Origin of the sequence: Spirochaeta isovalerica, assembly GCF_014207565.1 — a bacterium.
GTDB classification, from domain to species: Bacteria; Spirochaetota; Spirochaetia; order DSM-2461; family DSM-2461; genus Spirochaeta_F; species Spirochaeta_F isovalerica.
In genome coordinates this window covers 729,010-746,325 of the sequence record NZ_JACHGJ010000001.1, presented here as the reverse complement: position 1 = coordinate 746,325, position 17,316 = coordinate 729,010, and the positions used below count along the sequence as shown (strand labels likewise).

Sequence of the window (17,316 nt, the reverse complement as noted above, 5' to 3'; positions counted from 1 at the left end):
ATTATACTCGTATTGTATAAATCTGTATATCTCGCTTTAACTTTAGAAAAATAATGGATCAATCGTCCCTTATAATTATATATTAATAACAAGAGGATGAAAGATGAGATTATATAGTCGAGGACAAGTCATATTTTACAGCTTCTGCAGCGCTCTTGTCGTATTTCTGATTCTTTTCGGGTTCGGGATGTTTACCGGAGAAGAAAGTTCTGCTGTTGCTGATCATTCAGACGCTGCAGAGCCATTTGTTTTGAATGTAAGCCCGACTGAGATTTCAGGAGATATTCCAGCCATCGGGGTCGCTCTTCAGACATATGAAGCTGACGAAGCTGAAAACATAGAGATATATGACAGACTGAATGAAGCTGTTGTCAATATTACCACAGAAGTTCTGTACCATTCATGGTTCACCGAGCCGGTTCCCAGTGAAGGAACTTCAGGGTCGGGCTCCATAATAGATACAAGAGGATACGTTCTTACTAATCATCATGTAGTGGAGAATGCCTACAAAGTTTACCTTACACTGGCCGACGGTTCACAGATGGAAGGCGAGGTGATCGGAACAGATTATGAAAACGATCTGGCGGTGATCAAATTCGACCCGCAGGACCGCGAGCTGGTGACAATTTCCTTTGGCTCTTCTGCAGGATTAAAAGTCGGTCAGAAAGTGCTGGCCATTGGAAATCCCTTTGCCCTAGACAGAACATTGACGACGGGGATCGTTTCGGGACTGGGGCGGCCGCTTAAGACAGATACAGGTTATATCATAAACAATATGATTCAGACCGATGCTTCAATCAATCCCGGAAATTCCGGAGGCCCGCTTCTGAATTCAAAAGGGGAGATGATTGGAATCAACACTATGATCTATTCCCCTTCGGGCGGATCGGTCGGTGTGGGATTCGCTGTGCCTGTCGATACAGCCAGAAGGGTTATTCCCGATCTGATCAATTATGGAACGGTCAAAAGGGGTACAATTAATATAGTGGGAATACAGCTGTTCCCCTCTTTAGTCAGATATGGCAGGCTTCCCGTCAGCCAGGGGGTTCTCATTTCCCGGATAGACCCCAGCAGTCCCGCGGCTGAAGCCGGGCTTCGGGGCGGAGACCGGGAGCAGGCAGTAAAAAGCGGAAGTTCCATTATCTATCTCGGAGGAGACATAATCGTGGCGATCGGTGACAAATCCGTTTCGTCCCTTAGTGATTTCTACAGCGCTCTCGAAGATTCCAGGCCGGGAGATGTCGTCCCTGTTACGGTCATCCGGGGCAATGACAGGAAAATTATCGAAGTTGAATTAAGCGAAAGAAGGCAGAGTTATTGAATCAGTTTAAAGTTGTTTCTCCCTTTGAACCGTCGGGAGATCAGGGCCGGGCTATCGAATCTCTATCAAAAGGTTTGGATGAAGGCTTGGAGTTTCAGACCCTGAAAGGGGTCACAGGTTCGGGAAAAACCTTCTCCATGGCAAAAATTATAGAAAAAGTGCAGCGTCCGACTCTCGTTGTATCCCATAACAAGACTCTGGCCGCCCAGCTTTACAGGGAATTTAAAGATTTCTTCCCCGACAATGCGGTGGAGTACTTCGTCTCATATTACGATTACTACCAGCCTGAGGCATATGTCCCGTCTAAAGATCTCTTTATTGAGAAAGACGCATCCATTAACGATGAGATCGACAGACTCAAGCTGTCGACAACCCGCTCTCTCATGGAAAGAAAAGATGTTATCGTCGTTTCGACTGTGTCCTGCATATACGGAGTCGGAAGTCCCGCATCCTATAAAGATATGCGTTTGCAGATAGAAGTCGGGCAGGAGATAAATATTGATGTCGTTATGCGGCAGTTGATTTCGCTCCAGTACAGCCGCAACGATGCTGTTCTCGACAGGGGTCGCTTTCGCAAAAGAGGGGATATCATCGAGATCTTTCCGGCCTATTTCAAGGATATGGCTTACAGGATCAGTCTCGATTGGGATACCGTCGAAAGTATCTGCCGGATCAATCCCCTCACGGGAGAGGTCGCGGAAAATGTATTCATGTGCACGGTTTACCCCGCCAAGCATTTTGTTCTTCCCGAAGAGAAGATCCGAAATAGCGTCTCTCTGATCCGCGAAGAGATGGAATTGCAGCTGGAGCATTTTGAATCCATAGGCAAGCTCGTTGAAGCACAGAGGCTCAAATCCCGAACTGAATACGACATGGAGATGATGGAGGAGATGGGATACTGTTCCGGAATCGAAAACTACTCCAGGATTCTCGCCGGACGGGATGAAGGGGAAAGGCCTGAAGTCCTTCTGGATTTCTTTCCCAAAGATTACCTGACCTTTATCGATGAATCCCATGTCACTCTTTCCCAGATCAGAGCCATGTACGAAGGAGACAGGTCCCGGAAAATGAATCTTGTTAATTTCGGGTTCCGCCTTCCCTCGGCTCTTGATAACAGACCGCTGGTTTATTCCGAATTTCTGGAAATGCAGAACCAGATGATTTTCGTTTCCGCCACGCCGGGGAAAGAGGAGTTCGCCCGGTCTCAAAAAATGGTTGAACAGATAATCCGTCCGACCGGTTTGCTCGATCCGGAGATTACAGTCAGGTCGACTGAGGGTCAGATCGAAGATCTCTATGGCGAAATACTCAAAAGGCTTGAAGTTCAGGAACGGGTTCTGATTACGACTTTGACGAAAAAAATGGCTGAGGATCTGGCTGATTATCTGTCGGGGATGGATTTGAAAGTCCGTTACCTCCACTCTGAAATCGACACTTTCGAAAGGGTTGAAATTATAAGAGATTTGCGAAATGGCGTTTTTGACGTGCTGGTTGGTATTAATCTGCTCAGAGAGGGACTGGATATACCGGAAGTCTCCTTAATAGCCATTATGGACGCTGATAAAATAGGGTTTCTCAGATCGTCGACATCGCTGATTCAGACGATCGGCCGGGCGGCTCGTAACGAGAACGGCAAAGTCATTATGTACGCCGATAAAGTTTCCCAGGCGATGAAAGACGCCATAGAGGAAACGGAACACCGCAGGGCTGTGCAGATGGCATACAATGAAGAACACGGCATCACTCCGTCGACAGTTAAAAAGGCTGTTCAGGATATTCTGCAGAGGAAAGCCGAGCAGAAAAAAGATGCAGAGAAGATGACTATCGACATGATGAAAAACAGTACGAATCTCTTTGATCCCAAACAGAAGAAGAGACTCATCAAAGCACTTGAAAATGAGATGCTGGAAAAAGCCAAAAATATGGAATTTGAAGAGGCTGCCGTCCTTCGAGATGAAATCGCCCGTCTGAAGGGTGATGAATGAAACGTCTGATAATTGCACTGATGGCCTTATTTATAGTTTCCTGTTCGGAAGAAACGCTTAAGGAAGACATAGCCATGCCTTCAACCCCGATGCTGACAGCATCATCCAGGTGGGGGGTGGTCAGCAGCTCCTATATTCGGATTACCGATGAGAACGACCGTTTGAATAATATCATTGCCACTCTTCGCAAAGGTGATATTCTTGAAGTGCTTTCCCGGGAGAGCGATCGGGAAAACGGTTCCAGCGGATACTGGTATGAAGTCCGGGCCGGGGAGATTCACGGCGTTGTGCCTGAAGGGATGATCGATCTCTACGATTCAAGGGAAAAAGCGGAAAACGCTTCCAAACAGATGTAGTTATAAGACGCGGCAGTGCTGTTCCGGTATGTGCAGAGTCACCATATCGTTTACAGCCACCGGGCTGTCTTCCGGCACGCTGGCGCGAATTATCTGATTCCCCACCTGAATTTCCAGATCTTTTCTTGAACCTGTGTATTCTTCATCAACAACTGTTCCGCTTATCATATTTGACAGTTCCGGATTATCATCTCTTACTATCAGACATTTGTCGGAACGGAAGAAAATGAATTTTTCATCTGATCCTTCGCGAATGTAGTCTACGCTGAATTTCCCCATTTCTGTTTCAGCAGACATACTCTTCAGGTCGATGTTTCCAACTGGAATCAGATTGGCGTTTCCAATAAATCCCGCGGCAAAAATATGCTGCGGTTTTCTGTAGAGGTTTTGAGGAGTGTCGAACTGAATGCATTCCCCATTATCAATAAGAGCGATTTTATCTGAAATGGCCAAAGCTTCCTCCTGATCGTGGGTGACGTAAAGAGTTGTAATTTCCAGCTCTCTTTGTATGTTCCGGATTTCCCTGCGCAGCTTCTTTCTCAATCTGGCATCAAGAGCGCTGAGGGGTTCATCGAGAAGGAGAAGTTTAGGCTCGGTAATAAGAGCTCTGGCAAGGGCCACTCTCTGTTGCTCGCCTCCTGAAAGCATCTCTGTCTTTCTATCGGCAAAACCTTCAAGATGTACAATTTTCAGAAAGCGGTTCACTTCCTCCCGTATTTTTTCTTTACTCCATTTTCGGATTTTCGGGCCGTAGGCAATATTGTCAAAAACAGTCATATGGGGGAAAAGCGCATAATCCTGAAAAACCATGGCGATTTCCCTCTTTTCGGGAGATATGGACAGAAGGTCCTTTCCTTCCAGAAAAAGAGATCCGCTGTCCGCTTCTTCGAAACCGGCGATTATACGCAAAGTCGTGCTCTTCCCGCAGCCGCTCGGTCCGAGAAGAGAAATCAGTTCTCCCTTTTCCGCCTGCAAATTCATATGAAGTTTAAAATCACCGAAATCTCTATGGATATCATTCAGAGTGATGCTCATATCGTGTCTCCAAATCCGTCAAAATAATCAATCGCAAGAAAAGCGATCAGACAGATAAACATTAAAATAGACCCCAGAGCGCAGGCTCCGTAAAATTTATAGGACCCGATCAACCGGTAAATTGCGATGGGGAGAGTCGTCGTTCCCGGCTGGGATAACATCAGTGTCGCATTCATCTCCCCGATTGAAACGGCAAAAGCAAAAGTGGCGCCTGTCAGAATACCGGATTTCAGAAGAGGAAGTTCAATATCTCTGAAAATCCTGAATCTCGAAGCGCCAAGGTTCTGACCCGCTTCTCTCAGGGACTTTTTGATTTTTCTGTATATGGAAAGAACAGATTTAAACGCCAGAGGCATGGCGATAGCCGAATGGGCCAGGATAACCAGCCATGCGCTGCCCCGGAAATCACCGGGGAGAAAATTGGATAAACGCATATAGCTCATCCCTAAAATCACAGATGACACTCCCAGGGGAAGAACGAAAATCAGTTCGGTTAGCCCTGCGAAGGGAATGTTTTTGACTGAAAGAGCCCGCGATATGAGAAGACTGACGGGAATCGTCAGGATAACTGTTGAAAACCCATAAATGAGGCTGTTTTTTAAGGATTGAAAAGCAATACGGCTGTACGTCCCCTGTGCTGTCGGAAAGAATATCTCTTTGTACCACCGCAATGAGAAAACTTCATTTCCCGACAGAGAATTCCTTTCCCTGAACGATTCGCCGATAACGGAAAGAGGCGGCGCTATAAGCAGTATCAGAACAAATATGAAATATAAAAAGATAAAAACTGTCGGCCAATCAGCTTTGAATCTGTATGGAGGCTTTTGGTCCCGATAGAGGAGTTTTTCTTCAAAACTCTTAAATCTTTCAAGGCTGCTGTAAATAAACATGAAAATAAGTGTCAAAGTTGACTGGATCAGAGCCAGGGAACTTCCTTTATTTATATCCAGGCTCACTTTGGCAAGGCGGTAAACCTCCACTTCCACAGTTGTCAGTTCCGGGCCTCCGCCCAGTACGAGGATGATGGCAAAGCTCATAAAGCAGTAAATGAATATAATCATCGAACTCGTGAGAATCGCCGGAAAAATCTGATGGAGGGTTATGGTGAAAAAAATCCTGATCTTCCCTGCGCCGAGGCTGCGTGCCGCCATAATCTGATTACGGGGAATCTTAGCCCAGAGGGATGATATGATCCGTATGGCGATTGGGAAATTATAGAATATATGGGCGATAATGATCGCCTTGAAAGAGTAGAGAATCTTCAGTTCTCCCAGGCCGAGCCGGTTCAGAAGGGAGTTGAGAGTTCCGCTCTTGCCGAAGAAAAGAACAAAGCCCAGTACAACGAGAATGGAAGGTAGAATAAAGGGGATTGTGATGACGGCTTTAAGAATCCTTTTCCCGGGAAAGCTGTAGTGGGACAGTATCCAGGCACCCGGTAGTCCGATTAATACAGATAGAACCGTACTTAGCAGAGCCTGAAAAAAAGTAAAGCCGATAATCGATCTGTAATATGAAGAGCCAAGTATGTGCCCGATTCCTTCGAGAGAAAAAGCACCTTTGCTGTTCTGCAGACCTTTTATGAGAACACCGCCCAGAGGAATGTAAAAAATAATCAGGATAAAGAGGAAGGCGGGGATGAGTTCCAACCCATCCCCCCGGCTTCCTCTCAGTTGCCGTAGTTTTCTACCCACATCTGAACCCAATCATCGTAGTTTTCAGAAATGGTTTCTGAATCAAGCAGAAGGGGAGTGTCGCTGTGGAAAGAGTAATCAAATGAGTCGGGAAGGTCTGTGCCGTTTACTGCGGGAAACATAATGTTAGAGATCGCCAATGTCTTCTGGGAGGATTCGGCTAGCATGTGATCTATGAATTTTTCCGCCATTTCCCTGTTCTCCGTTCCTTTTACAATACCCATCCCTTCAATATGCTCATAATTCCCATCGTTGAATTTTAGAGCTCTGTACCTGGTAGAATCTTCGTATTCCACATGATAGGCGGGAGATGTAGAGTAACTGAGCACAAGAGGGGCTTCTTCATTGAGAAAGAGGCCGTATCCACTGCTCCAGCCTTCTGTTATCGTTAAAATGGATGGTTTTAATCTGTCCCAATAAGCCAGATAGTCTTCTCCGTATACGGCTATTGTCCATAAAAGAAAACCTAGTCCGGGAGTCGACGTTCTGGGATCCATCAGGACGAGGGAGTCTCTGTACTTCTCTTCCGTCAGATCCTCGAGGGATTCTGGCAGATCGCTCAGTTTCTCGCTATCATAACAGATCGCGAAGTAACCGAAATCAAAGGGAAGAAGATTGTATGAACTATCGAACAGAAGGTCGCTTTTGACTTTTTCAAGTTCGGGAGACTTATAGGATTCGAGAATTTTTTCTTCAAGAGCTTTCGCCAGAAGATTGTTGTCCAGTCCGACAACGACATCGGCCCGGGGATTATCTTTTTCAAGAATCAGCTGGGACATGACAGTTACCCCGTCTCCAGGAGCGTGCAGTTCAACTTCGACACCGTATTTCTGTTCGAACTCTGCGATGATAGAGGGGCCGGCGCCCCATTCGGAGGCAAAAGTATCGTAGGAGTAGACGACCAGTTTCTCCGGGCCGCTGTTTCCGGCTTTTGCCTTATCTGATTGCCCATTGGCATAAAGATTTAGTGAAGCTGTAATTAATGCGATGATTAGAACAGCTTTAAAAGATACAAAGAGTGATTTCATTGAGAAATCTCCTTATAAATTAATGCTGTCTCTGGTTGATATGTTTCCTGTCTCTCCCTTCGTCGGTATTATCCGCATCAGGTTCAACGGGTATAATCTCAGGTCTTGACAAGACCACCCCAGGACTTGTGGACAAGGTTAGAGGATAATCTGTTTATCGTCAACAATGGATTGACTTTTTTTGAAGCTGTCAGTATATTCTCAAAGTCCGGTGATAATAGCAGAGAGGCCACACCCGTTCCCATCCCGAACACGGAAGTTAAGCTCTCTTGCGCCGATGGTACTGCTGTATGGTGGGAGAGTAGGTCGTCGCCGGCTTTTTTATTTATAAATCGAATCTGAAACATCATTAACGCTTTTCAAAACACCTGCGACAATCTTTTCCCCTTTGATGTAAAACTTCAGCTGTGCTATTATTCCATGCATGAACAGTATCGCTCATAATATCGAACAGATCCTTCGGGAAATCAGTGATGCCGCAGAAAAATCCGGCCGGAAACCCGATGATATAAAGCTGATGGCTGTCAGCAAGACCAAGCCTATGGAAATGCTCCTGGAAGCCTACGAAGCGGGAATGCGCCTGTTCGGTGAAAACCGGGTACAGGAAGGGGTTGAGAAAAGGAAGGAGTTGCCTTCCGATGCAGAAATAGAACTGATCGGCCATTTACAAAGCAATAAAGTGAAACAGGCCGTGGGAACATTTACCTGCATTCAATCTGTCGATTCATTAAAAATTGCTGAAAAAATCAATAAAAGAGCGGGAGACTTGGAAATCGTTCAGGATGTCCTTCTGGAACTGAAGACTGCGGAACAGGATGAAGCCAAGACCGGCTTTTCCCATATCGATGACTTCTTCAGCGCTTTCGAACAGATTGTTGCCATGGAGAATATACGCATCCGGGGAATGATGACTATCGCTCCGTTTGTCAGCGATGAGTCTCTTGTACGGAATAGCTTCCGTTTTTGCCGGGAAAATTTTGAAAAAGCTGAACGTTTATTCAGCCTGAAAGATTTTGATACATTATCCATGGGTATGTCCGGTGATTTTAAAATAGCCATAGAAGAAGGAGCGACTCTGGTCAGAGTCGGAAGCTCCATTTTCGGGACGCGATATTGAAAAGCCGAATAATAGCATTTGTTCTTCTGGTCTCTTTTACATCGATGGCCTGTTTCGGTCAGGAAACGGACATCCCGGCTCCTTACCGACCCGATGAGTTCCCCCAGTGGACTCTAGATTTGAGAAGAGCCGAGATCGTTACATTCGGATCCTTTCCCTTGTCATTTATGGTAACGGCGCTTGTCTATGATTTAACCTACCTGGCAATCGACTCATATAATTACAATAATGATTCGAATCTGTATGACCGGGCTTCCTTTGCCTCGCACAGAACCCAGGATGATATAACCAGGCTTCTGCTGATTTCCGGCGGGGTTTCTTTGACCATAGGTCTGGCGGATTTTATAATTAATAAAGTAAAGCAGAAAAAAGCTGAGAGAGAAAAACAGGAACTAAATGAACAGAGAAATAATAACCGTAATTCTACCGGAGACAGTGAAACAGAGAATTGATAAATATGTCTCCGATAGAGAAATCCTGACAAGAAGCCAGATCAAAAGCAGAAACGCCCAGGTCTTCATTAACGGTGTGGAAGTGAAATTATCCCGCAAGGTTGGCAATGGCGATACTTTCGAACTCCATTGGGATGATCCGGAAGCTCTGGATATCGAACCGGAAGAGATGGATTTACAGATTCTTTATGAAGATGAGAATGCCATTGTTGTCAATAAAGAGCAGGGAATTGTTGTTCATCCGGCGAATGGTAACTATACGGGGACGCTTGTTCAGGGGCTGTTGTTTCATATCAAAAATCTCGGAGAGAAATTTGACAACCAGCTGGAAAGACCCGGGATTGTTCATAGGCTTGATAAAGATACATCGGGCGTTATCATTGCCGCTAAAAATCCGGAAACTCATGAGTTTCTCTCACAACAGTTCCGGGATAAAACAAATGAAAAGCACTACCTGGCTTTAGTCCGGGGGTATCCGCCAAAAAGAAGAGGCCTTATCGAAACTCATCTGACCAGGCATCCGGTTGAAAGAAAAAAGTATATTACCCATGAAAGTCAGGGAAAGTTTGCCAGTACGGAATATCGTGTTCTCAGAAGCTGGGATAAATATGCGCTTATGCTGCTTAAGCTCAATACGGGACGAACTCACCAGCTGCGGGTTCACATGGTTCATATAGGATGTCCCATTCTCGGTGATCCGATTTACGGGCGGAAAGATAATCTCTATCCCGATGCGACCCTCATGCTTCATGCCTGGAAACTGAAAATAAAACTGCCGGGCAATATGGATTATTCTCTTTTCAAAGCACCGGTTCCCGTGCGTTTCCGGAAAATCATCGGGAAAATTTCCCGACAGCTCAAGTAGTCACATCCGCCGGGATATAGAGGTTCTCATTGATTTCCCTCTCAGCCTGAATCGTAGAGGGGGGACCGTGTCCCGGCAGAACGATAATTTCCCCATCCATTGTCAGCAGCCGCTCCTGAATTTCACGCTGCATATTATTATGGGCATATGCATTGATGGGATTTCCAAGGTAGCCTGATGTGAAGATATCGCCGGTAAAAAGCAAATTCCCGATTTTGAACACAAGGCTGTCAGTGCTGTGCCCGGGGATTTCAAAGAATTCCACGTCGAATCCTGAAATTTTCAATTTTTCTTTATCGGAAACCATAATGGTCCTGTAGTTATCTACTTTCCCCACGGCTGCGTAAATCGAGGAATTATATACTTTTAATGTTGTGCTGACACCTTTTGAATGACTGCCGTGACCATGGGTCAGGATGATGGACTCGATATAGTAATTATTGTTTTCAATCATATTCAGCAGCGGTACTTCAAAGCGCCCGGGATCGATGAGGATCGCGTTTCCCCCTTCTTTCGGGCCGATTATGTAGGTATTGGCTCTTCCGGCATAGCCGTAAAACATCAGCAGTCTCATCTGTCTTCACCTTTGAAAAGGGCTTCTTCTATATTGGAATATTTGAATTTGATCTGTTTTCTGTCGGAGCCTGAAAAATCAGTTCGCTTCAGGTTGCAATCGACAAAATCAAGTTTCGCCAGGTTTGAGTTGACGAAGCGGCTTAAATATAGGTCCGAATCGGAAAAATCCGAGTTGAGGATTTCGCTGCCGTTAAAATTGCAGTTAACTATTTCGGAGCCTTTATAGATGGTTTTATTAATACGGGCTCCGGCAAAAACCGTATTGGTCAGATCGCAACCTTTGAAAATGGTCTCTTCAATATCGCAGAAATCAAAAAAAGTTAAATTGAAACGGGTTCCCGAAAAGTCAACGCGGTTGAAACTGCAATGGGAGAAACTGCAGTTTTCAAAGTTTTTCCCGCTCAGATCGGTATCTTCGAAATTTATAAGCGAAAATGACCTGCCCCGGAAATCCTTCCCTGAAATGAGCTCTTCAAGAATTCGCCTTTCCACAACCTTAGGATCCGCCAGGTGTTCGGGACAGTAAGGTTCCTCAGCCAGACAGAGAGACTCACATTCTTCATGAGAACACTTTTTAAGAATAAACATATTTAAACATTAATACCTTTATCCATTGTCTATCAAGAACAATTTATCGACCTTTGATTGATTGAGATCCTTTAACCATGTAAAATAGTTCTGATGAGTAATAGTGCACCTATCGCTTTTATTGACTCGGGAGTCGGGGGGCTTCCTTATCTCCAGTGGGTCAGAGAGCATTTACCTCAGGAGAACTTTGTGTATCTCGCCGATAGAAAAAATTTCCCCTACGGAGAAAAAACCAGCGGCGAAATCGTTGATATCGTTCTCCATGCTGTTAAGTCTCTCCGCGACGGATCTTACCCCAAAATGCTGGTTATCGCCTGCAATACCGCTTCGGTCACGGCACTGGATGCTGTCCGGAAAGCTGTAGATTTTCCCGTTGTAGGCGTTGTTCCGGCGGTCAAGCCGGCAGCCATGTCCAGCCGCAATAAGCGGATCGGTGTCATGGCGACCAGAAGAACCATCGACGGTTCTTATCTGCAAAGACTTATTGATAATTTCGCTCCGGACTGTCATGTGGAAAAAGTGGCGGCCAGCGGCGTTGTCAGCTTTGTCGAGAATGACTTTTTCAGGGCTTCCGATGAAGAAAAGCTGGAAATCGTTGAAAATGCTGTCAATCTTTTCTCCGGTGAGAAAGTTGACAAAGTCGTTCTCGGGTGTACCCATTTTATATATCTCGATGAAATCTTAAAAAAAAGACTGGGCGGCGATGTGGAAATTATAGATTCCCGGGAAGGAGTCGGACGACAGATCATGCACGTTCTCGAAATAAACAGATTGTTCTCTACTGAAAAAAAAGAGGATGTTTTTTATTGTTCAGCTGAATCTCCGGGAGATTCATACAGACTTTTCGCTCAAATGTTCGGTTTGAAATACAGCGGAGTCATGGAGGGTTTATGAAAGGGACAATATTATTCGGAATGAATAATATATTTAATGTAAAGCCTCTTGACGGTGAAGAAACGCTCGAATGCCGCATTAAAGGTAAAATTCTGAAGGATTCCATAGGAGCCTATAATCCTCTGGCTCCCGGAGATCTTGTAGAATACGAAGCTGATGATCATCATCCCGGGAAGGGGATGATTCTTTCCAGAGAAGAACGGAAAAACTATTTTTCCCGATGGAACAAAAAACGGAAAGCTCCCCAGACGCTGGCAGCCAATCTGGACCTGCTCATCTGCGTCGCCTCGCCCGAATTGCCCCCTTTCAGGCCGAGGTTTATAGACAGGGCTTTGATTTCCGGAGAAAGGGGCGGCGTCCCCGTTATGATTCTTATGAACAAAACGGACCAGGGAATCGATGATCAGGTCAGGGACAGGCTTGATAATTACAGGGATCTGGGATTTGAAGTCATGTTCTGTTCTGCCAAATCCCGAGAAGGAATTGAAGAGCTGGAAAATAGAATCCGTGACCATCAGGTGGCTTTCGTCGGCCAGTCCGGTGTCGGGAAGTCAACGCTCCTCAATCTGATTGAGCCGCAGGTCAATCAGCGTACAGCGGAAATCTCCACCAAATATTCCCGGGGAAAACATACAACCTGTTACTCCATCCTGGTTGAAAATACCGCCGGCGGAACGATTATCGATACTCCCGGAGTCAGGGAGCTTCTCCTTTATGATATCGAAGAGCTTGAACTTCAGGAATATTTTCCCGAAATGGAAGCATACTTCGGTCAGTGTTCCTTCAACAGCTGCTCCCATATCCATGAGCCGGGATGCGCTGTATTGTCGGCACTTGAAAAGGGAAGGATCCATCCTGACAGGTATGAAAGCTATCTGCGGATTATGGAAGAGTTGAAAAATGGCTGAAGCGATAAAAAAAATCTTTCTTTTAGCAGTCTCCCTCCATCTATTTACCTCCTGTCTGACAATCGATGCCCGCATTGATCTGTCTGAGGATTTGAGCGGTGAACTTCAGTATCGCGCATCCATATCGACCTTAGCCGCTGATCTGGAAAAGGTGAATCAGAAAGAGCCTCTTTTTACTTTTCCTCTTTTCAAGAGCGCTGTGGACCGCGCCGTACTTTCTGCAGAAGGAGTCTCTCTTGTCAACTGGTCGGAGAGTGATGACGGAACGAGATTTTACGCGGACAGCACAGTTGGATTTACAGGCCTGGCTGCTCTTTCCCTATTTTCAGGCATGAACCTCGGTTCGGAACAATCGGGGAATAATACTGTTCTCAGCGTATCCCTTTTCAACTTCGGCGGAGAAGAAATCTCACCTACTGTAATTAATATAGTCAATGAAAGTTTTTCAGATGACTACATTCAAATTCAGATAGTCATCCCCGGAAGTATAATCCGTGTGGAGGGAGCTACTTTTACCGGCTCGACGGTTACTTACCGCAAGTCCGTTTCCGAAATCCTGGCAAATCCATCCGATGTTCAATTTACAGTGGAGTACAGATAAAATGTTAAAACATCCGAAACTTGTGGCCTGGGAGAAATCTATGAAAGCCATGTTTGATGAGATAGATGATTACCTGGAAGACCGTTACGGGAATCTCTATCCGCTTCATCCTAACAGAATGCCCCGGGGCGAAACCTCCAATAAAGAGTCTGACGGTCTGTTCAATGTGGGTGCCGCGTTTTCAGCCGGTTACGGATCGGAGCTTGGCCGGGGATATGTGATTGAAGTTCATATGTCAACTTTGTCGCATGTGCCCGATGAGATAAAAACAATCATAGAAAAAGAAACGGCTGAAATGGTGCGGGAAAAGTTGAAAGTTTTTTTTCCCGATAGAGATTTGGAAGTGGAAAAAGATGGTCATATTTACAAAATCCATGGTGATTTATCTTTGGGCAGCCTTTAGCATAGTGTTATATATAAAAAAATATATGTTTTGGTTGCAAAAAAACACACTTGGTTGTTTAATGTAGCTGTTGGAAAATCGAGTTTGAATTGTTGGAAACTGTCTATTAAACTTTTATATATATATAAAAGGAGGACTGGAAATGGCAGTGTCGCTTGAATTTCTGGTCGATATGCTGAAACTGGAGTTGAAAGAAGTGGAGCATGACCTGGTTAATCTGGAGAAGCTTTACATTAATCGGCATGACAGTTCGGAGATAACCCACTATGTTTTTTTTGAAAACAGAGCGGTATTGAAAGCGGAACTCGACTCCATACACAGAATTGGTGTGCTTCTGGAAAATTTTGTGATCGATGAATACAGCACCCCGGAACATATATTGACTGAACTGGAAGCATATATAGCACAGATCGTCAGAGAACGGCAGTTTTCTGATGCTGTACATAATTTTACAAAAGCGAAAATAAATAAGGTCAGAAAATACCTGGATATGTAGGATAGCATTATTTATCTATCAGTTATTATTTAAAATACGGCTACGAGCCTGATGAAAGAGGTTATTTGATGGATGTTCAACTGAAGGAACTTATTGAGAAAATCAAAACAGACGGTGTTAAGACAGCAGAGGATAAAGCTGCGGAAATCTTGAGAAATGCCGAAATCAAAAGTGCCGAGATCATTGACAACGCCAATAAAGAGGCACAGAGAATCAAGGAAGACGCAAAAACAGAAGCTGCCAGAGCCGAGCAGTCGGGGCGGGAAGCTCTGAAACAGGCGGGTCGCGATCTTATCATTGATGTAAAAGGCCAGGTCGGAGACCTTTTCACCGGTCTTATTAAAGCCGGCACAGCCGATGCTCTTTCGGGAAAAGCCCTCACAGAAGGGATTGCCTCTGTTATAGGCAACTGGAAGGGCGACGTTGAAGACCTTTCCGTTCTGGTTTCCGAAAAGCAGCTTAAGGAAATTGATAAGGAACTGAAAAGCAAACTGGCTAAGGAAATTAAAGCCGGTCTTGAAGTGAAGCCCTACAAGGGGGCCGCTGCCGGTTTCCGGGTTTCGGAAAAAGACGGTAAAGCCTTTTTCGATTTTACCGATGAAGTCCTGGCAGATTATCTATCGAGATACCTCAACGCCTCGCTGGCGGAAACACTGAAAGGATAAGGAGAGCATTTTGAGTCAGTATTATTATACGATGGCTTCATTACCCATGCTCTCTTATGACGGTTCGCTGCATATTGACAGTGAACTTTTTCTGGACTACTGCAGTCGGGAACTGAATGAAGAGTCCATGGAAAAGCTCATGAACTGCAAAATTTCCATCCCTGAAAACGAGGCGCTCCTTGAAGGCGCTGCCCGTGATTTCTGGGCCTGGGAGAAAAGTCTGAAGAATGAGCTGGTTAAACTCAGAGCCAGAAATATGAATGTCGATGAAAAGGATTATATCCGGGAAGGTGAAACTCTTTTCGGAACACCGGAAATAGCCGCTTCGGCTATGAAGATCGACAGTCCTCTAGAAGCTGAGAATTTTCTCAACAGAGCAAGATGGTCGGCTCTCGACCAATTGGGCACGGGGCATTATTTCGATTTTGAAGCCCTTGCTGTTTACTATCTTCAGCTCCAGCTTCTCGAAAGGAAATCGCTGTTCGATGCAGAGCGGGGTTACGAAAAGTATCAGGAAATATACCAAAATATACTAAGTAATGTTGATGAAGATATTACTGTCGGAGATTCTAAATGAAAAATACTGGAAAAGTAATTGGTGTAAATGGAAACATGGTCACGGTCAGCGTTACCGGCCAGGTTTCCATGAACGAAGTGGCCTATATTCTTACCGGCGGTAAGAGACTGAAATGTGAGGTCATCCGTATACAGGGGGACAATGTCCAGGTTCAGGTTTTCGAGATGACCAAGGGAGTCGGAATCGGAGATGAAGTCGAGTTTACTGAAGATCTGCTCGCTGTTGAACTGGGACCGGGACTTCTCGGACAGGTTTTTGACGGACTTCAGAACCCTCTCCCCGAACTGGCCGAAGAGGCGGGATTCTTCCTCGAGCGCGGTATCTACCTCGACGCTCTTCCCAGAGATAAAGAGTGGGAATTCACACCGGTAGCCAACACAGGCGCGCAGGTTTCAGCAGGAGAAGTCCTTGGAACTGTACCGGAACAGAACTTTGTTCATAAAATCATGGTTCCCTTTAATCTTCTGGGAACGTATACTGTTAAATCCATTGCGGAAAAAGGCAATTATAAAATTACCGATAAAGTCGTTGTTCTGACAGACGAGAAAGGGAACTCTCACGATGTGACTCTCGTGTTCCAGTGGCCGGTTAAAAGAGCTATCAAATGCTACTCAGAGAGATTGAAGCCCGTTGAGCCCCTCGTTACTAAAATGAGACTTATCGATACCTTCCTGCCTGTAGCCAAGGGGGGCACATTCTGTGTACCCGGACCTTTCGGAGCCGGAAAGACTGTCCTTCAGCAGGCTATGAGTAAGAATGCCGAAGTCGATATCGTTATTGTTGCGGCCTGCGGTGAGCGCGCCGGTGAGGTTGTAGAAACCCTTAAAGAGTTCCCCGAACTGCTCGACCCGAAAACAGGCCGTTCTCTTATGGAGAGAACCATTATCATCTGTAACACCTCATCCATGCCCGTTGCTTCCCGTGAGGCTTCAGTATATACGGCCGTAACTCTGGCTGAGTACTACAGGCAGATGGGGCTGGACGTTCTTCTTCTGGCCGACTCCACATCGCGTTGGGCGCAGGCCATGCGTGAGATGTCGGGACGTCTGGAAGAAATCCCCGGTGAAGAAGCCTTCCCCGCTTATCTGGAGTCCTCTATTGCGGGATTTTATGAAAGAGCCGGTATCGTAGCGTTGAAGTCTGGAGAAAAAGGGTCTGTTACGATCGGCGGAACTGTATCTCCTGCGGGCGGTAACTTCGAAGAGCCCGTAACTCAGGCGACTCTTAAAGTCGTCGGCGCTTTCCACGGTCTCTCGAGAGAGCGTTCCGATGCCCGTAAATATCCCGCCATCCATCCCCTCGATTCCTGGAGTAAATATACCGGATCTATCAACCCGGTTCAGACCGGCTATGCCTACGATATGCTCCGGAGAAGTTATGAGATCGGATCCATGATGAAAGTTGTCGGTGAGGAAGGAACATCTACGGATGACTTTATTACCTATCTTAAGGGTGAGTTCCTCGACGCTGTTTACTACCAGCAGAACTCTTTCGATCCCGTTGATGCTTCGGTAACTCCTGAAAGACAGAGCTACCTGTTCGGTCAGATCATGGAAGTCCTTACGGCGGAGCTTGACCTGGATACGAAAGATGAAGCGAGATCCTGGTTCAACAAGGTTCGCCAGACATTCCTGGACTACAATGGAACGCAGTGGGAGAGCGATGAATTCAAAGCTCTCGATAAAGAGATCGGTACGCTTATCGCCGATAAAAAAATCGGTATCCTCCATGGATCCGAAAAGGTAATGGAGAAATAGT

General features: G+C 45.7%; 19 protein-coding genes, 1 rRNA gene and 1 riboswitch. Of the genes, 15 read left to right on the top strand and 5 right to left on the bottom strand.

Going from position 1 to position 17,316, the window contains the following annotated elements; genetic code table 11:
* Positions 1 to 103 precede the first annotated feature (103 nt).
* From HNR50_RS03160 to HNR50_RS03150, 3 genes are read left to right on the top strand one after another with little or no spacing between them, the layout of a single operon-like run.
* Positions 104 to 1,321: a S1C family serine protease gene (locus tag HNR50_RS03160; RefSeq protein ID WP_184743600.1), complete on the top strand. Its 1,218-nt coding sequence runs from the start codon at positions 104 to 106 to the stop codon at positions 1,319 to 1,321.
* Complete coding sequence (gene uvrB / locus HNR50_RS03155; protein WP_184743596.1) at positions 1,318 to 3,306, top strand: excinuclease ABC subunit UvrB; 1,989 nt, start codon at positions 1,318 to 1,320, stop codon at positions 3,304 to 3,306. The genes HNR50_RS03160 and uvrB overlap by 4 nt, the downstream gene beginning before the upstream one ends.
* Positions 3,303 to 3,662: an SH3 domain-containing protein gene (locus tag HNR50_RS03150; RefSeq protein ID WP_184743593.1), complete on the top strand. Its 360-nt coding sequence runs from the start codon at positions 3,303 to 3,305 to the stop codon at positions 3,660 to 3,662. The genes uvrB and HNR50_RS03150 overlap by 4 nt, the downstream gene beginning before the upstream one ends.
* On the opposite strand, the gene HNR50_RS03145 is transcribed toward HNR50_RS03150, so the two are convergent.
* The 3 genes from HNR50_RS03145 to HNR50_RS03135 are packed head-to-tail and all read right to left on the bottom strand — an operon-like array spanning position 3,663 to position 7,416.
* Positions 3,663 to 4,697: an ABC transporter ATP-binding protein gene (locus HNR50_RS03145; RefSeq protein ID WP_184743590.1), complete on the bottom strand. Its 1,035-nt coding sequence runs from the start codon at positions 4,695 to 4,697 to the stop codon at positions 3,663 to 3,665.
* Positions 4,694 to 6,388 carry an ABC transporter permease subunit gene (locus HNR50_RS03140; protein ID WP_184743587.1) on the bottom strand — a complete coding sequence of 565 codons (1,695 nt, stop codon included), beginning with the start codon at positions 6,386 to 6,388 and terminating at the stop codon, positions 4,694 to 4,696. Before HNR50_RS03140 ends, HNR50_RS03145 begins: the two co-directional genes overlap by 4 nt.
* Complete coding sequence (locus tag HNR50_RS03135; RefSeq protein ID WP_184743584.1) at positions 6,364 to 7,416, bottom strand: thiamine ABC transporter substrate-binding protein; 1,053 nt, start codon at positions 7,414 to 7,416, stop codon at positions 6,364 to 6,366. The genes HNR50_RS03140 and HNR50_RS03135 overlap by 25 nt, the downstream gene beginning before the upstream one ends.
* 36 nt (positions 7,417 to 7,452) lie before the next feature.
* Positions 7,453 to 7,548, bottom strand: a riboswitch (TPP riboswitch).
* 75 nt (positions 7,549 to 7,623) lie between these two features.
* Between HNR50_RS03135 and rrf the strand changes: the two genes are divergently transcribed.
* From rrf to HNR50_RS03115, 4 genes are all read left to right on the top strand, one after another.
* Positions 7,624 to 7,734, top strand: a 5S ribosomal RNA gene (rrf, locus tag HNR50_RS03130).
* Between the two features lie 106 nt (positions 7,735 to 7,840).
* Positions 7,841 to 8,533: a YggS family pyridoxal phosphate-dependent enzyme gene (locus HNR50_RS03125; RefSeq protein ID WP_184743581.1), complete on the top strand. Its 693-nt coding sequence runs from the start codon at positions 7,841 to 7,843 to the stop codon at positions 8,531 to 8,533.
* Positions 8,530 to 8,985, top strand: coding sequence for a hypothetical protein (locus HNR50_RS03120; RefSeq protein ID WP_184743578.1), 456 nt, complete (start codon positions 8,530 to 8,532; stop codon positions 8,983 to 8,985). Before HNR50_RS03125 ends, HNR50_RS03120 begins: the two co-directional genes overlap by 4 nt.
* Positions 8,969 to 9,850, top strand: coding sequence for an RluA family pseudouridine synthase (locus HNR50_RS03115; RefSeq protein WP_343060076.1), 882 nt, complete (start codon positions 8,969 to 8,971; stop codon positions 9,848 to 9,850). Before HNR50_RS03120 ends, HNR50_RS03115 begins: the two co-directional genes overlap by 17 nt.
* Here HNR50_RS03115 and HNR50_RS03110 read toward each other — a convergent pair.
* Both HNR50_RS03110 and HNR50_RS03105 read right to left on the bottom strand, forming a co-directional pair.
* Positions 9,843 to 10,424, bottom strand: coding sequence for an MBL fold metallo-hydrolase (locus HNR50_RS03110; RefSeq protein WP_184743571.1), 582 nt, complete (start codon positions 10,422 to 10,424; stop codon positions 9,843 to 9,845). The genes HNR50_RS03115 and HNR50_RS03110 overlap by 8 nt on opposite strands.
* Positions 10,421 to 11,014 carry a pentapeptide repeat-containing protein gene (locus HNR50_RS03105; protein WP_184743568.1) on the bottom strand — a complete coding sequence of 198 codons (594 nt, stop codon included), beginning with the start codon at positions 11,012 to 11,014 and terminating at the stop codon, positions 10,421 to 10,423. Before HNR50_RS03105 ends, HNR50_RS03110 begins: the two co-directional genes overlap by 4 nt.
* 93 nt (positions 11,015 to 11,107) lie before the next feature.
* On the opposite strand from HNR50_RS03105, the gene murI reads away from it, so the two are divergent.
* From murI to HNR50_RS03065, 8 genes are all read left to right on the top strand, one after another.
* Positions 11,108 to 11,908, top strand: coding sequence for a glutamate racemase (gene murI, locus HNR50_RS03100; RefSeq protein WP_184743565.1), 801 nt, complete (start codon positions 11,108 to 11,110; stop codon positions 11,906 to 11,908).
* A complete protein-coding gene (gene rsgA, locus HNR50_RS03095) occupies positions 11,905 to 12,816 on the top strand; it encodes a ribosome small subunit-dependent GTPase A (RefSeq protein WP_184743562.1) in 912 nt (303 codons plus the stop codon). Before murI ends, rsgA begins: the two co-directional genes overlap by 4 nt.
* The gene (locus HNR50_RS03090; protein ID WP_184743556.1) at positions 12,809 to 13,417 is read left to right on the top strand and encodes a hypothetical protein; all 609 of its coding nucleotides are present in this window, start codon (positions 12,809 to 12,811) and stop codon (positions 13,415 to 13,417) included. The genes rsgA and HNR50_RS03090 overlap by 8 nt, the downstream gene beginning before the upstream one ends.
* A 40-nt stretch (positions 13,418 to 13,457) precedes the next feature.
* Positions 13,458 to 13,820 (top strand): hypothetical protein, encoded by a 363-nt coding sequence (locus HNR50_RS03085; RefSeq protein ID WP_246433751.1) that lies wholly within the window; start codon positions 13,458 to 13,460, stop codon positions 13,818 to 13,820.
* 142 nt (positions 13,821 to 13,962) lie between these two features.
* Positions 13,963 to 14,316, top strand: coding sequence for a hypothetical protein (locus HNR50_RS03080; protein ID WP_184743550.1), 354 nt, complete (start codon positions 13,963 to 13,965; stop codon positions 14,314 to 14,316).
* Positions 14,317 to 14,384: 68 nt separating this feature from the next.
* Positions 14,385 to 14,981, top strand: a complete 597-nt coding sequence (locus HNR50_RS03075) for a F0F1 ATP synthase subunit B family protein (RefSeq protein ID WP_184743547.1) — start codon at positions 14,385 to 14,387, stop codon at positions 14,979 to 14,981.
* A 10-nt stretch (positions 14,982 to 14,991) separates the two neighbouring features.
* Complete coding sequence (locus HNR50_RS03070) at positions 14,992 to 15,558, top strand: DUF2764 family protein (RefSeq protein WP_184743544.1); 567 nt, start codon at positions 14,992 to 14,994, stop codon at positions 15,556 to 15,558.
* Positions 15,555 to 17,315: a V-type ATP synthase subunit A gene (locus HNR50_RS03065; RefSeq protein ID WP_184743541.1), complete on the top strand. Its 1,761-nt coding sequence runs from the start codon at positions 15,555 to 15,557 to the stop codon at positions 17,313 to 17,315. The genes HNR50_RS03070 and HNR50_RS03065 overlap by 4 nt, the downstream gene beginning before the upstream one ends.
* Position 17,316 lies beyond the last annotated feature (1 nt).

Bases quoted from the DNA above. Each gene is read 5' to 3' on its own strand.
- murI (WP_184743565.1), top strand. From the start codon at position 11,108: ATGAGTAATAGTGCACCTATCGCTTTTATTGACTCGGGAGTCGGGGGG.
- HNR50_RS03065 (WP_184743541.1), top strand. From the start codon at position 15,555: ATGAAAAATACTGGAAAAGTAATTGGTGTAAATGGAAACATGGTCACG.
- HNR50_RS03145 (WP_184743590.1), bottom strand. From the start codon at position 4,697: ATGAGCATCACTCTGAATGATATCCATAGAGATTTCGGTGATTTTAAA.
- HNR50_RS03075 (WP_184743547.1), top strand. From the start codon at position 14,385: ATGGATGTTCAACTGAAGGAACTTATTGAGAAAATCAAAACAGACGGT.
- HNR50_RS03085 (WP_246433751.1), top strand. From the start codon at position 13,458: ATGAAAGCCATGTTTGATGAGATAGATGATTACCTGGAAGACCGTTAC.
- HNR50_RS03125 (WP_184743581.1), top strand. From the start codon at position 7,841: ATGAACAGTATCGCTCATAATATCGAACAGATCCTTCGGGAAATCAGT.
- HNR50_RS03160 (WP_184743600.1), top strand. From the start codon at position 104: ATGAGATTATATAGTCGAGGACAAGTCATATTTTACAGCTTCTGCAGC.
- HNR50_RS03105 (WP_184743568.1), bottom strand. From the start codon at position 11,014: ATGTTTATTCTTAAAAAGTGTTCTCATGAAGAATGTGAGTCTCTCTGT.
- HNR50_RS03110 (WP_184743571.1), bottom strand. From the start codon at position 10,424: ATGAGACTGCTGATGTTTTACGGCTATGCCGGAAGAGCCAATACCTAC.
- rsgA (WP_184743562.1), top strand. From the start codon at position 11,905: ATGAAAGGGACAATATTATTCGGAATGAATAATATATTTAATGTAAAG.
- HNR50_RS03080 (WP_184743550.1), top strand. From the start codon at position 13,963: ATGGCAGTGTCGCTTGAATTTCTGGTCGATATGCTGAAACTGGAGTTG.
- HNR50_RS03090 (WP_184743556.1), top strand. From the start codon at position 12,809: ATGGCTGAAGCGATAAAAAAAATCTTTCTTTTAGCAGTCTCCCTCCAT.
- HNR50_RS03135 (WP_184743584.1), bottom strand. From the start codon at position 7,416: ATGAAATCACTCTTTGTATCTTTTAAAGCTGTTCTAATCATCGCATTA.
- HNR50_RS03150 (WP_184743593.1), top strand. From the start codon at position 3,303: ATGAAACGTCTGATAATTGCACTGATGGCCTTATTTATAGTTTCCTGT.